Here is a 13,158-nt window from a genome sequence, read left to right on the forward strand (position 1 = left end):
GCGCGGAAGGCCGAGCGGCGGCGTCAGGCGTCGCCGCGACGGCGGCTGTGACGGTGGGCGACGACGATCAAAGGCGCTCTCCTGCGGCTAGGCTCCAGCCATACGAGCTCGGCCGCGAGGCCGCAAGCTCAGGGCGCGACCGACAGCGTCCGCGCGTCGGCGGCCAGGCGCAGACGGTGCCGCGCCCAGAAGCCCGTGCCCAGGGTTCCGGCCACGCCCTCGGGCAGGTCGTCGGCCAGGCTGGCGGGGACGTTCTCGGCCAGCACGCCGCCGATCGACAGGGCCCGCAGGTGGGCCGGAGCCTTGTGGCGCGCGGTCAGGTCCAGCTTTCCCGTCGCCGCCGCCCCGCGCGTCGAGAGCCGCGCCATGGCCAGGGACGCCGTGTCGATGGCGAAGGCTCCGCGCAGCGCCGTGGGACCGTCGCTGACGGCCGCTTCGATCGTCGGCAGGCCGTCGACCACCACGACCGGCAGAACGACTTGCCGGCGCGCCCGCCAAGCCTGGTCGATGCGCACGCGGCAGGCGGCGAAGTCGATCTCGACGCTGTGACCGGCCAGCACGTCCATGCCGATCACCCCGGCGATCGGGGTGACGAAGCCCGCGCCCCGCGCGTCGAGATCGGCGACCTTCACCGACACCGCCGGCGCCTTCAGGCCGGCGACTTCCACGGACAGGGTCAGCTCGGGCTCGATGATTCCGGCCATCTGAGCCCGGGTCTCGTGCAGCAGGGTGCGCGGGGCCGAGAGGTCGATGACATAGTCGCCGGCCATGTCGGCGATCACCGCCGGGGCGATGATGGCGCCGTTCTCGAACCAGCACGCCGTCTCGCCCGCCCGCGCCGCGCCGGCGAGGATCAGGGTCAGCGACAGGGCCAGGAACGGAACGCGGCGACGCATGGCGAGACCCTAGCTCAGCCGTGACGGTTGCGCGACGGCTCTCGACAAACGCCGGTACTTGACGCCATTGACGACAAGAACTTTGCAAAGCAAAGTCATGATGACTTCCTCGGACGGGAAGCGACGTCCCGGGAGGACCGCCATGACCCGAAAACTGCTCGCCATCGCGGCGCTCGCCTTCGCCGCTTGCGCCGGCGCCGCATCCGCCCAGACGCCCCCCGATCCCGGCCCGCGCATCGCCGCCCAGGCCGAGGCGATGAAGAAGCTTGCGGTGATGGATGGCGTCTGGCGCGGCCCGGCCTGGACCGTGACGCCGACCGGCAGGCACGAGGTCACCCAGGCCGAACGGATCGGCCCGCTGCTGGGCGGTTCGATCAAGGTGGTCGAGGGGCGCGGCTACAACGCCGACGGCACGACCGGCTTCAACGCCTTCGGGGTGGTCTCGTACGAGCCCTCGACCGGCGCCTACGCCTTTCACACCTACGCCATGGGTCAGGCCGGCGACTTCAAGCTGACGCCGACCGCCGACGGCTATGTCTGGGAGGTGCCGGCCGGGCCGATGACCATCCGCTACACCGCCGTGATCAAGGACGGCGCCTGGCGCGAGATCGGCGAGCGGGTGATGGACGGCCGCCCGCCGGTCCAGTTCTTCGAGATGAACCTCAAGCGTCTCGGCGACAGCGCCTGGCCGACGGCGGGGGCGATCCCGCCGAAATAGCCGTCCGCTCAGCAGGCCTGCGTGGCCGCGCCATAGCGGGCGTGGACCACCTTGGGCGCCGCGCCGCCCAGCTGAATGATCGTCATGTGGTCGTACTCGCAGTCGGTCAGTGTCTCGGGCGCGGGATCGCCGAGGGCGCGGGCGATGTCGGTGAACGTATTGCTGTGGCCGACGATCAGCACGGTGGCGTCGATCGGCGCCTTGCGGGCGGCCTCGGCCACGCGCTGGGCGTGGGCCGCGGTTCCGCCGTCCAGGGCGATCGGGACGACCTTTACGCCCGCCGCGTCGGCGGTCGGCTGACCGGTCTGCTGCGTGCGCTTCAGAGGGGTGGCCAGCACCATCGAGACCTTGGCGCCGGCGAGGCTGGCGGCCAGCGCCCGGGCGCGCGCCTGGCCCGTCGGCGAGAGGTCGGGATCACCGTTGGGCGACACCTTCTCGCCGTGGCGGACGATCACCACGGTCTGGGCCAGCGCCGGCGTGGCGGCCAGCGAGAACGACAGGGCGACGGCGGTCAGTGAGCGGATCATCCGCCGACCGTAGGCGGCCCGCCGCCTATCCTCAAGCTTCGCCCTTGCCGCCGCCGGAGCGCTGGAAAAGCTGCAGGGTGCGCAGCAGCGCCAGCCGGGCGCTGTCGGCATGGTGGCCGCTGGGCGCGACGAACGCGTGGCCGGCGTCATAGAGATAGATCGGCAGGTCCGGATGGGCGTCGCGGATGGCCTCGACGTCGGGCATCGGGATCAGGGCGTCGGTCTTGCCGAAGTGCAGGATGGTCGGGACCTTGGGCGTCTCGTCGCGATAGCCGACGATGTCGCCGCCGTAGAAGGCCGACACCGCTTGCAGCCCTTCGCAGCGGCAGGCCGCCAGCCAGGCCGTCGTGCCGCCGTAGCAGAAGCCCATGGCGAACACCGGCCCCGCCAGCGCGTCGATGGCGGCCTGGACCCGGGGCAGGGTGGACGCCCCCCAGCTGGTCAGCTTGCCCATGGCCATGCGCGCGTCGAGGATTTCGGGTTGCAGGTCGACGCTCGGGAAGTCGGCGTCGGCCGCGTCCATCAGGCTGGGGGCGATCACCTCATAGCCTTGCTCGGCCAAGGTGTCGGCCAGCGCGCGGATGTGCGGGGTGACGCCCCAGATGGCGTGCAGCATGACGATACCGCCGCGCCGGGCCTCTTGCGCGGGGGCGTGATAGGCGGCGAACGGCGCGCCGTCGCGATCGGCCAGGGCGATGCGCTCACCCATCTCAGACAGCTCCGTGGGCGGCGAAGAACTCGACCGTGCGCTGACGGGCCAGCTCGGCGTCGGCCAGGTCGGACTCGGGCCGGCCGTCGTTGTTGAAGCCGTGACCGCTGGCCTCGTAGATGTGCACCGGAACCTCGGGGTGGGCGGCCTGGATGGCGGCCTTGACCGTATCGGCCGGAATGTGGGGGTCCTTGCGGCCCAGATGGACGATGACCGGAGCGGCGAGAGCGAACTTGGCCATGCCGACCACCTGGCCGCCGTAATAGCTGGCCGCCGCCGACAGGCCCTCGCAACGCGAGGCCGCCAGCCAGGTCATGGTGCCGCCGTAGCAGTAGCCGACCACGAACACCGGCCCGCGCGGCTTCAGGAAATCGATACAGGCCTGGATGTCGCCCAGGGCGTTGTCCGGCCCATTGGCCAGCGCCAGTTCGCGGCCGCGCGCGAAACCGGCCTCGTCATGCTCGGCGGTGAAGCCCTTCTGGCCGCGGTCGAACATCGATGGGGCGACCACTTCGAAGCCGCGCGCGGCCCAACGGGCCAGGTCCTCGCGCACATAGCTGTCCAGGCCGAAGATCTCCTGGATCACGATGACCGCGCCCCTGCGGGCTCCCTCCGCCCGGGCGTGCAGGGCGGTGAAGGCAAAGCCGTCATGCGCGGCGGTCAGGGTGATGGTCTCGGCCATGGCGTCGTCCCAAATCGGAAACGGCCGGGGCGTTTCCGCTCCGGCCGCTGCTGTTTTGACGTCTTAGACGTTGAAGCGGAAGTGCATCACGTCGCCGTCCTTGACGACGTAGTCCTTGCCCTCGGCCCGCATCTTGCCGGCCTCCTTGGCGCCGTTCTCGCCGCCCAGCTTGACGAAATCGTCGAAGGCGATGGTCTCGGCGCGGATATAGCCCTTCTCGAAATCGGTGTGGATGACGCCGGCCGCCTGCGGGCCGGTGTCGCCGACGTGGATGGTCCAGGCGCGGGCTTCCTTGGGGCCGACCGTGAAATAGGTCTGCAGGTTCAGCAGCTTGTAGGCTTCACGGATCAGGCGGTTCAGGCCCGGCTCTTCCAGCCCGAGGGTTTCGAGGAACTCGGTCCGCTCCTCGGCGTCCAGCAGGGCGATCTCGCTCTCGATCTGAGCCGAGATGACCACGGCCTTGGCGTTGTCCTTGGCGGCGCGTTCGGCGACCAGGTCGCTGTACTTGTTGCCCTTGTCCGCAGAGCCCTCGTCGACGTTGCAGACATAGAGGGCCGGCAGCGAGGTCAGCAGCTGCAGCATGTGCCAGGCCTTCTCGTCGTCGGCGTCGATCTTGGCGGCGCGGGCCGGACGGCCTTCGCGCAGCAGGGCCAGGGCGATATTGGCCAGGCGTAGGGTGTTGGCGCTTTCCTTGTCGGCGCCGACCTTGGCGCGCTTCTCCAGGGCGGGAACGCGCTTTTCCAGGCTTTCCAGGTCGGCCAGCATCAGCTCCATCTCGATGATCTCGAGATCGCTGATCGGGTCGATGCGGCCCTCGACGTGGACGATGTCGCCGTCCTCGAAGCAGCGGGCCACGAAGGCGACGGCGTCGCAGTCGCGGATGTTGGCCAGGAACTGGTTGCCCAGGCCTTCGCCCTTGCTCGCGCCGCGCACCAGGCCGGCGATGTCGACGAAGGTGATCCGGGCCGGAATGATTTCCTTGGAGCCGGCGATCTTGGCCAGGGCGTCCAGGCGCGGCTCGGGCACCGCGACTTCGCCGGTGTTGGGCTCGATCGTGCAGAACGGATAGTTGGCCGCCTGGGCCGACGCCGTCTGGGTCAGCGCGTTGAACAGGGTGGACTTGCCGACGTTGGGCAGGCCGACGATGGCGACTTTCAGGGCCATGGAACTCTCGTGAATTTCGTTGGGCGGGCGATTAGCACGGATGGCCGGGAAAGGCGAACCGGCCAGGGCGGCCCAGGCGGCGAGGGGGGCTTGCGCGAACTGCAACCAGATCAGATATCAAAGGCCCGAAAGGAGCTCCCCATGAGCGTTCGACCCGTCGTGAAGATCGTGAAGGGCCAGCCCGCCTCGGACGGCGACGGCGTGCGCCTGACCCGGATGCTGGGCACGGCCGAGGCCCAGATGTTCGACCCGTTCCTGATGCTGGACTGCTTCGACAACGACCAGGCGTCCGACTACATGGGCGGCTTCCCCGACCATCCGCATCGCGGCTTCGAGACCGTGACCTACATGCTGGAAGGCCGGATGCGGCACCGCGACAACACCGGCCGCGAAGGCGTGATCGGGCCGGGCGGCGTCCAGTGGATGCGGGCCGGCAAGGGCATCGTCCACTCCGAAATGCCCGAGCAGGCCGAAGGCCGGATGCGCGGCTTCCAGCTATGGGTGAACCTGCCCGCCAAACTGAAGATGAGCGCGCCCGGCTATTCCGAGTTCGAGAGCGACGCGATCCCGGTCGAGGCGCGCGACGGCGGCGTCTCGGTCAAGGCGATCTCCGGCGTGACGGAAGGCGGGACCGCCGGCCCGATCGGCGGCGGCGCGGTCGACGCCCTCTATTTCGACGTGGTCCTGCCGGCCGGGACGCGGTTCGAGGAGCCCGTGGGCGACGACCGCAACGCCATGCTGGCGGTCTATGAAGGCCAGGTCCGCGTGGCCGGCGAAACCATCGACGCGCTGTCAGGCGTGTTCCTGGGCGGCGGCGACACGGTGGCGGTCGAGGCGGTCACCGACGCGCGCCTGCTGCTGCTGGCCGGCCGCCCGATCGGCGAGCCGGTGTTCTGGCACGGCCCTTTCGTGATGAACTCACGGGAAGAGCTGGTGCGGGCGTTCGAGGATTTCCGGAGCGGGCGGTTCTGAGGGCGGCTTAGGGTGGTAAGGGGGTGGCGGGCTATTTCGCTTTGTCCGCGACGCCGTAGTACTTCAGCGCGGTCCGGCGGGCGACAGCGCCATTTAGTGGGGCGAGGGTGAAGAAGCGTCGTGTCTCACTTCGGCTAGCCAGCAGATCGCAGCGATCAACAATCTGATCGACGAATGGCCGCACCACGGAAGCCGCGCCTGGTTTGTCGCCGGCTCGCGCCAGTTGGGTTGCGCGCGAAAGGGTAGACACGTCGCGAGTGTTTTGGCCTTTTAGTCCTGAGATGAAATAGGAATAGGCCTGATCCTCGGCGAAGCCGTCGCCCATTGCTAGCTCAGCCTCTTCTCGCATGTAATCGTCTCGCCCATCCAGATCGATTACATAGCCAGCCACCTCACAGAGCGGCAGCGTGGCGGCGTTCATTCCGGCAAGCTGCAGACGCTCGATTGTCTTCGCGCGGGCAGCGATCGACGCATCGGTTTGCGCGAACGCTGAGCTCGCCAGAAGCGACATTATCAATGCGATAGACGCCTGACGCATCCCGCCTCCTAGCCGCAGCAGACGGCGATAAGCGCCACCATAACGGGGGCTGGCGAAGCTCCGCAACTGCGAGGGCCGCTTTGGGTGGGAAGCTGCCGTCTGGGAGAATACGGTCGGTAAAGATCGAAGACCGCGCCGTATGAACTCCGACGCAAAATTCCGCATGAAATGGCCCAAGCCACTGTACGCCTATATGCGTTTTGGGTGGCTTGAATGGCTAATCGTTCTCGCCATCAGCGCCGCTTCGGTCGCCTGGTGCGCCTGGAACGCCTTCTCATTGCTGGCGCGAGGATCGATCTTCGTGCTTGGGGCCCGCTTCGGGTCGCCAAGTCGCTGGGCGAAGTTCGAGACTGAGCCACTCGCGGTCGTGGTCTGGAGCTCGATCGATCTTGTCTGGCTCTTGGCGGCAACGTTTTGCCTCATCGCCGCGAGCCGCTGGTTGGCCCAATTCTGGATCGGCTTCCGCTCATCCTGACAATCTGGCGTCCGCTAAGGGCCGAACGCGGACCTTGAGCGAGTTACGACCTCCGCCCCCTAGTCGGCCTTCGGGCGCGTCTGATCGAGGGCGCCCTCCTGATCCGTGAAACGTTCCACCCGCTCGGCGAAGTCCTTCGGCCGTTCCAGATACATGAAGTGCCCCGTCGCCGGGACGGTCTCCAGCTTGGCGCCGGGCACGGCCGCCGCGACCGCCTGGGCCTGGTCGAAGACGTCCTTGATGTCGACCTCGCCGACCAGCACCAGGGTCGGGACGCGGATCTCGGCGAGGCGCGGGCGGGCTTCCGGACCAGCGCGTTCCAGGTTGCGGCCGGCGCCGCCGAGGTTCTGTGGATTGGCCTTCAGCAGGGCGACGACGCGGGCGCGCTCGGCGTCGGCGGACTTGGTCAGGATGTACGGATCCTTCACCGCCCCCTCCAGATTACCGCTCTTGATCAGGATCGCCAGCTTGAGGCCGCGAGCGATGAAGCCGGCCGAGGGCTTGAAGCCGCTGACCCACGGGCCGGCCAGGACGAGGCCATCGACGGCGTCCGGATGGGTCAGGGCGAAGTCGACGGCGATGCCGCTGCCCGCCGACGAGCCGACCAGGGTGGCGTGCGCGATCCCCGCCGCCTTCATCACGGCCGCGAGGTCGTCGACCGAGGCGAACGGCGCCGTGGCCGCCGGCGTCGCGCCATAGCCGCGCCGGTCGTAGCGCACGACCTTGAAGCGCTGGCACAGCAGCGGCCAGACGTCGTCATAGGCCGCGCCGTGCAGGATGCCGTCGTGCAGCAGCACGATGGCCTTCGGGCTCTCGCCGCAGGTCTCGTAGGCGATCTTGCCGCCTTCCACTTCGACGAAGGTCTGGGCCTGAGCCAGGCTCGCCCAGAGCAGCAGGCAGCCGGCCGCGATCGCCCGGACGGGCGTTGAAAGTTTCATGGCTTGTCTCCGGTAAAGGGCGCCGTCAGCCGGCGCGTTTGATGTCCTGTTCCGCCGTGTCGGGCGGCTGCTCGGGCTGGTATTCGAGAATGTCGCCTGGCTGGCAGTCCAGGAAGTCGCAGATGGCGTCCAGGGTCTCGAGCTTGACCCCCTTCACCTTGCCGGACTTGAGCAGGGATAGGTTGGCGTCGGTGATTCCGATGGCGCGGGCCAGCACGTTGGAGCGCACCTTGCGGCGGGCCAGCATCACGTCGAGGCGCAGGACGATAGGCATCAGACGAAGGCCTCGCGGTCTTCCTCGATCTCGCGGCCGACCTGCATGACCTGGCCGACGACGAAGACCAGAAGCCCCAGGACGAAAGCCTGCAGGCTGGCCATGTGGGCCCAGTTCTTGTCGATCTCGTAGCCGGTGGCCGCCAGGAAGAGGTGGCACAGGAAGGGCGAGACGGCGTAGGCGCACAGCCAGGCCCCGACCCGTCCGAAGCGCCGGGCGGCGTCCGGCGAGAACACCTCGCCCCGGGCGTAGCCGGCGAACAGCGCCCGCAGGCTCCAGAAGATCATCAGGATCGGCGTGGCTCTCGCGACCCCCACCAGGACATAGACCAGCCGATGGACCAGGGGCAGCGAGCCGAACGCCACCGAGTTGGGCGGGCCTTCGCCGATGTAGCAGTTGTCGGGACCGATCCGGACCAGCTCACCCTTGTAGAACAGCATGGTCGCGATCGCGGTGACCAGGATCAGGGCCGATAGGGCGCAGAGACCGGTGAACAGCCAGACGGCGGCGCGGCTGCCCAGGCGCACGCGGCGCTGGGCGCGGCTCTCCGGCGGCGCGATTGGCGCGCGATAGAGCGGCTTCAAATGCAGCACGGTGGCCATGGCGTCTCTCCTGACGCCAAGTTCCGACAGAAAAAAGTTTCTGTCAATCGATATGGATCAATTCACCGCCGCCGCCGCGAAGTCCCGCCAGCCCTTGGCTTCCTTGCGGAAGTGACTGTGGGTCTTGGAGAGGCGCTTGTCGATCTCGGTCAGCTGGGCGCGCGCCTCGTCCTTGCGGCCCATGCGGGCCAGGAACACCGTGTAGCGGGCGATGCCCTCGAAGCCGGGATAGTGATCGGCGGCCCAGGCCAAGGCGGTCTCGGCCTGCTCCTCGCGGCCCAAGGCGTGGTAGACGCGGCCCAGGGCCAGCATGATGTGGGGCGTGCGGCCGGCGTTGGGCTGCTCGCCCAGTTTTTCCAGCAGCGGCAGGGCCTCGGCCGGGCGGTTCAGCTCGATCAGGGCGTTGGCCCGGCCCAGCAGCAGCTGGGCGTCGTCGGCGTACATGCCCGTCAGGCTGTCGGCGTAGAGGGCCTCGGCCTCGGCGTGCTTGCCCAGCTCGGTGGCGGCGAGCGCCAGGCGGACGCGGTTGGCCACGGTGGGGGCGTCATCGACGGCGCGGGCGGCCTCGCGGTACTCGCGCTGCGGGTCCAGCGCCTTGCGCGCGGCTTGGCCCATCTTCTGGGCCGTGCGGCCGCCGAACCAGGCCGGCGCGATGATGGCCACGAAATAGACGATCCCGCCGATCGGCTGGAACGCCAGGATGATCCACAGCCAGTACATCTGCTGGCCGGTGCGCACGACGTGGACGCACAGGGCGATGGCGATCAGGAACGACAGGCCGATCAGCGGCAGCGGCAGCGAGAACATCTGGAACCCCGGACTCTACGTTCGGTGTTTCACGCGCCCGGGCCCGGTCGTCAATCTTCCGATTTGGCCGGCTTGCGCGGATCGGCCTTCGGCGCGGGAGCCAGGCGCAGAACCTCGGCCTGGTAGCGCTCGTCGTCGCCGGCGGCGGCGAAAGGCAGGGCGTCGGCCAGGGCGTCCAGCATCGGGTCCAGCCACTGGTGCTCGACCTTGTGGAAGTCGCCCAGCACATAGTGCATGACCGCGTCCTTGTGGCCGGGATGGCCCACGCCGATGCGGCCGCGGCGGAAGGCGTCGCCGACCTGGCTGGTCACCGAACGGATCCCGTTGTTGCCCGCCGCCCCGCCGCCCGCCTTCATGCGGAAGCGGCCGGGGGCCATGTCGATCTCGTCGTGGAAGACGATGACGTCCGACGGCGCCAGCTTGAAGAACTTCATCGCCTCGCCCACCGCGCGGCCGCTCTCGTTGTAATAGGTCTTGGGCTTGAGCAGCAGCAGCTTGACCGGGCCGTCCGGCGTCGAGACTTGGCCCTCGCAGGCCAAGCCTTGGAAGCGGGCGCGCCACGGGGCCGTGCCCCACTTCCGCGCCAGGGCGTCGACCGCCATGAAGCCGACGTTGTGGCGGTTCTTCTCGTACTTGGGCTCGGGATTGCCCAAGCCGGCGAGGATCAGCATCGCGGAATTCTCAAGAGACCAACGAAAACGGGCGGACCCGAAGGCCCGCCCGTTCCGTAAAACAGTTCGATCCGAAGACCGAGCGGATTAGCCTTCGGTGGTGTCGCCGGCGTCCGACTGGGCGGCCGACGAAGCCTTGACGTTGGCGATCACGAAGTCGCGGTCCATGGCCGGCTTCACGCCTTCCGGCAGCTTGATTTCCGAGATGCGGATCACGTCGCCGATGTCGTGGTCGGCCAGGTCGATGACCAGCTCTTCCGGGATCTTGTCGGCCGGGCAGGCCAGCTCGACGGTGTGACGGATCACTTCCAGCGTGCCGCCCTTCTTCAGGCCGACCGAGGTTTCGTGGTTCTTGAAGTGCACCGGCACTTCGATCTTGATCAGTTGGTGCTCGTCGACGCGGTACAGGTCGAAGTGGACCGGCTCGTCGGTGACGGGGTGGAATTGCACGGCCTTGGCGATGACCGATTGCTTTTCGTCGCCGTGTTGCAGGGTCACCAGGTGGCCCAGCAGCTTGCCGGTGTACAGCGACTTGCGGAATTCGTTGGCCCTGACGGCGATGCCGACGGGGGGCTTGCCGCCGCCGTACAGGACGCCGGGGATCTTGCCTTCGCGACGGACGGCGCGGGCCGGGCCGGTGCCGACGCCATCACGGACTTCAACGTTCAGAATGATCTCGACCATAGCAATTTCTTTCGGGAGAGCCGGACGCTCTCGAAGGGGGCTCATCGCACAAGGCTGGATTGCCTGGCCCGACGACGCCTTTTTGGGGTCGCGCTACATACACAAAAGGGCCGGGCGATGCAACGCCCAGCCCTTTCGGCTCGATTTGAGCGGACGTCAGCCCTTCTTGGCGGGCGACTTCTTCTTGGTGGTGGTCTTCTTGGCCACCGTCTTCTTGGTCGCGACCGGCTCGAGCTTCGGCGGCGGCGGCGGTTCGGGGGGCAGGCTGGCGCCGGCGGCCTTGACCATGCAGGCGCCGGTGTCGATCAGGATGTGCTGACCCAGGCAGAACACGTCTTCGTAGTGGGGCTTCGACACCGCCAGGCACTGGTAGAGGTTCAGCTTGCTCATGTTCAGGCAGTTGGCCGTGCCCGGGTCGTTGCTGATCGCGTCGAGGTAGCTGAGGTTGCTGTCGCCGGCCGCGCCCAGGGCCGCCAGGGCGGCCACGGCCAGGCCGCGGATCACGACCGGCTGATACGGAGCAGTGGCCGCGCGGGGCGTCAGGCCCAGCGACTGCCCGCCCGTCGAGGCCTGCTGCAGCACGGCCACGTCGGCGCTCTCGGCCAGGGCCGGCGTCGTCGACAGGCTCTTGGCCGCGGCCAGGCGGCCGTCACGATCGACCACGGTCGCCTTCGACCAGGACGAGCGCTGCACGTCGTAGGCGGCTTGCTTCACGGCCTTGCCGGCCATGTAGACCTTCAGGCCGTCGCCGCCGATCGTGTCGATGATCAGGCCGGCGGCGCTGTCCGAGCCCTTGAACACGGCGGCGTACGAGGGGTTGGAGAAGATGTTGTTGATCATCTCCTGGCGCTGGGTCGGGTTGGCCGCGACCTCGCGCACCGAGGCGACGAAGGTGGGGTCCTGCAGGGCCAGGACGGCGGCGTAGGCCACCGCGCCATTCATGAATGACTTGGTTTCGTAGGCCGCGCCCAGCTTCAGCGAAGCCTGGATCTGCTCGCCGTTCTGGAAGGTCGGCGACACCGCGCCGGCCCGGGCCATGTAGCCGCGGAAGGCGCTGGCGCGCTCGACGACGGTGGACGACAGGGTGATCGGCGGCGGCGGCGGCGGGGCCTGCACGACGGGCGGCGGCGGAGGCGGCGGGGAGCTACAGGCCGCGATCATCGCGGTCAGCGCCACGATGGTCGTCGTCAGGACGACCCGCGTACGCGAAAAGGAGCGCATAATCGAAAACTTCCCCATCAGTCTTGGCCTGCAGGTTTGGGCGGCGCGCATAGCAGCCCTGGCAGGCGACATTGTGACTGTCGCCCCGTTAACCAGACTTTTACAAGCGGAGCCGTGCGGGAGGCGAGTTTGGGGATAGGAACATCCCAATATCCCGACGTCCCCGGCGAAGGCCGGGGCCCAGCTGGAAGAGCGCTGGGATGGGTTCCGGGAACGCCGAGCTTTTCCAATCAGTCCAGGCGCCTGGGATCTGAATCCCGGCTTTCGCCGGGAAGGTCGGAAGAGGCTCAGTCGAACAGCTTCGACACCGACTCTTCGTTGGCGATGCGGCGGATGGCTTCGCCGATCAGCGGGGCGCACGAGATGTAGCGGATCTTGGCGCAGGCCTTGGCCGGGTCCGAGGCTTCGATCGAGTCGGTGACCACCAGCTCGGTCAGGACCGAGTTGGCGACGCGGTCGACCGCCGCGCCCGACAGCACGCCGTGGGTGATGTAGGCGCTGACCGACTTGGCGCCGTGGGCCATCAGGGCCTGGGCGGCGTTGCACAGGGTGCCGGCCGAGTCGGCGATGTCGTCGAACAGGATGCAGCGGCGATCCTTGACGTCGCCGATGATGTTCATGACTTCCGACTGGCCGGGGCCCGAGCGGCGCTTGTCGACGATGGCCAGGTCGGCGTCGTTCAGGCGCTTGGCCAAGGCGCGGGCCCGGACCACGCCGCCGACGTCCGGCGACACGACCATCAGGTCGTCGCCCATGGCGTAGTGGCGGCGCACGTCGTCGGCCAGCAGGCGCGAGGGCAGCAGGTTGTCGGTCGGGATGTCGAAGAAGCCCTGGATCTGGCCGGCGTGCAGATCCATCGTCAGGACCCGGTCGGCGCCCGAGCGGGTGATCAGGTTGGCGACCAGCTTGGCCGAGATCGGCGTGCGGCCGCCGGTCTTCCGGTCCTGGCGGGCATAGCCGAAATAGGGCAGCACCGCGGTGATCCGCTTGCCCGACGCGCGCTTCAAGGCGTCGATGCAGATCAACAGCTCCATCAGGTTGTCGTTGGCCGGGTAGCTGGTCGACTGGATGACGAAGACGTCCTCGCCCCGCACATTCTCGTCGATGGTGACGAACACCTCGAGGTCGGCGAACCGGCGCACCTGGGCGCGGGTCAGCGGCATGTCGAGATATTCCGCGATCGCCTGGGACAGCGGGCGGTTCGAGTTGCCGGACAGCAGCTTCATGGGGATCTCGGGGGTGGGGGTCGCCGTTGCCGGGCCTTCTATCAGCCAAGGCCC

The 13,158-nt window shown here is 68.3% G+C and carries 17 protein-coding genes; 3 read left to right on the forward strand and 14 right to left on the reverse strand.

All coding sequences use genetic code 11. The features are described from left to right. Window positions 1–128 precede the first annotated feature (128 nt). Window positions 129–896 carry a hypothetical protein gene (locus tag ASC70_RS02860; RefSeq protein WP_056046330.1) on the reverse strand — a complete coding sequence of 256 codons (768 nt, stop codon included), beginning with the start codon at window positions 894–896 and terminating at the stop codon, window positions 129–131. Between the two features lie 142 nt (window positions 897–1,038). Between ASC70_RS02860 and ASC70_RS02865 the strand changes: the two genes are divergently transcribed. Continuing rightward, entirely contained in the window at window positions 1,039–1,614 is a 576-nt protein-coding gene (locus ASC70_RS02865; RefSeq protein WP_056046332.1) for a hypothetical protein, read from the forward strand. An 8-nt stretch (window positions 1,615–1,622) separates the two neighbouring features. Here the strand turns inward: ASC70_RS02865 and ASC70_RS02870 are convergent, their stop codons facing one another. The 4 genes from ASC70_RS02870 to ychF form a co-directional block, all read right to left on the reverse strand. Beyond that, a complete protein-coding gene (locus ASC70_RS02870) occupies window positions 1,623–2,141 on the reverse strand; it encodes a histidine phosphatase family protein (RefSeq protein ID WP_056046333.1) in 519 nt (172 codons plus the stop codon). A 31-nt stretch (window positions 2,142–2,172) separates the two neighbouring features. Then, window positions 2,173–2,850 (reverse strand): dienelactone hydrolase family protein, encoded by a 678-nt coding sequence (locus tag ASC70_RS02875; protein WP_056046335.1) that lies wholly within the window; start codon window positions 2,848–2,850, stop codon window positions 2,173–2,175. Window position 2,851: 1 nt separating this feature from the next. After that, window positions 2,852–3,532 (reverse strand): dienelactone hydrolase family protein, encoded by a 681-nt coding sequence (locus ASC70_RS02880; protein WP_056046336.1) that lies wholly within the window; start codon window positions 3,530–3,532, stop codon window positions 2,852–2,854. Window positions 3,533–3,595: 63 nt separating this feature from the next. Beyond that, window positions 3,596–4,696 carry a redox-regulated ATPase YchF gene (gene ychF / locus ASC70_RS02885; protein ID WP_047403460.1) on the reverse strand — a complete coding sequence of 367 codons (1,101 nt, stop codon included), beginning with the start codon at window positions 4,694–4,696 and terminating at the stop codon, window positions 3,596–3,598. A 141-nt stretch (window positions 4,697–4,837) separates the two neighbouring features. Here ychF and ASC70_RS02890 point away from each other — a divergent pair, with 141 nt between their 5' ends. Then, window positions 4,838–5,668 (forward strand): pirin family protein, encoded by an 831-nt coding sequence (locus tag ASC70_RS02890; RefSeq protein ID WP_056046338.1) that lies wholly within the window; start codon window positions 4,838–4,840, stop codon window positions 5,666–5,668. 31 nt (window positions 5,669–5,699) lie between these two features. On the opposite strand, the gene ASC70_RS02895 is transcribed toward ASC70_RS02890, so the two are convergent. After that, the gene (locus tag ASC70_RS02895) at window positions 5,700–6,206 is read right to left on the reverse strand and encodes a hypothetical protein (protein ID WP_056046339.1); all 507 of its coding nucleotides are present in this window, start codon (window positions 6,204–6,206) and stop codon (window positions 5,700–5,702) included. Between the two features lie 139 nt (window positions 6,207–6,345). On the opposite strand from ASC70_RS02895, the gene ASC70_RS02900 reads away from it, so the two are divergent. After that, window positions 6,346–6,681 carry a hypothetical protein gene (locus ASC70_RS02900; protein ID WP_056046342.1) on the forward strand — a complete coding sequence of 112 codons (336 nt, stop codon included), beginning with the start codon at window positions 6,346–6,348 and terminating at the stop codon, window positions 6,679–6,681. A gap of 59 nt (window positions 6,682–6,740) precedes the next feature. On the opposite strand, the gene ASC70_RS02905 is transcribed toward ASC70_RS02900, so the two are convergent. The 8 genes from ASC70_RS02905 to ASC70_RS02940 all read right to left on the reverse strand — a co-directional run bounded on the left by ASC70_RS02905 (window position 6,741) and on the right by ASC70_RS02940 (window position 13,104). After that, window positions 6,741–7,619 carry an alpha/beta fold hydrolase gene (locus ASC70_RS02905; RefSeq protein WP_056046343.1) on the reverse strand — a complete coding sequence of 293 codons (879 nt, stop codon included), beginning with the start codon at window positions 7,617–7,619 and terminating at the stop codon, window positions 6,741–6,743. A gap of 25 nt (window positions 7,620–7,644) precedes the next feature. Further along, window positions 7,645–7,893 carry a helix-turn-helix transcriptional regulator gene (locus ASC70_RS02910; protein WP_047403465.1) on the reverse strand — a complete coding sequence of 83 codons (249 nt, stop codon included), beginning with the start codon at window positions 7,891–7,893 and terminating at the stop codon, window positions 7,645–7,647. Then, window positions 7,893–8,495, reverse strand: coding sequence for a DUF2975 domain-containing protein (locus tag ASC70_RS02915; RefSeq protein WP_056046346.1), 603 nt, complete (start codon window positions 8,493–8,495; stop codon window positions 7,893–7,895). Before ASC70_RS02915 ends, ASC70_RS02910 begins: the two co-directional genes overlap by 1 nt. 57 nt (window positions 8,496–8,552) lie before the next feature. Beyond that, on the reverse strand, window positions 8,553–9,302 hold the full coding sequence (locus tag ASC70_RS02920) for a tetratricopeptide repeat protein (RefSeq protein WP_056046348.1): 750 nt from the start codon (window positions 9,300–9,302) through the stop codon (window positions 8,553–8,555). 50 nt (window positions 9,303–9,352) lie between these two features. After that, window positions 9,353–9,973, reverse strand: a complete 621-nt coding sequence (gene pth / locus ASC70_RS02925) for an aminoacyl-tRNA hydrolase (RefSeq protein WP_056046350.1) — start codon at window positions 9,971–9,973, stop codon at window positions 9,353–9,355. An 87-nt stretch (window positions 9,974–10,060) separates the two neighbouring features. Next, complete coding sequence (locus ASC70_RS02930; RefSeq protein ID WP_056046352.1) at window positions 10,061–10,657, reverse strand: 50S ribosomal protein L25/general stress protein Ctc; 597 nt, start codon at window positions 10,655–10,657, stop codon at window positions 10,061–10,063. Between the two features lie 156 nt (window positions 10,658–10,813). Next, window positions 10,814–11,878 (reverse strand): hypothetical protein, encoded by a 1,065-nt coding sequence (locus ASC70_RS02935; RefSeq protein ID WP_056046353.1) that lies wholly within the window; start codon window positions 11,876–11,878, stop codon window positions 10,814–10,816. A gap of 287 nt (window positions 11,879–12,165) precedes the next feature. Continuing rightward, complete coding sequence (locus tag ASC70_RS02940; protein ID WP_047403474.1) at window positions 12,166–13,104, reverse strand: ribose-phosphate pyrophosphokinase; 939 nt, start codon at window positions 13,102–13,104, stop codon at window positions 12,166–12,168. Window positions 13,105–13,158 lie beyond the last annotated feature (54 nt).

The sequence above is a fragment of the Caulobacter sp. Root343 genome (assembly GCF_001425745.1).
Classification (GTDB): domain Bacteria; phylum Pseudomonadota; class Alphaproteobacteria; order Caulobacterales; family Caulobacteraceae; genus Caulobacter.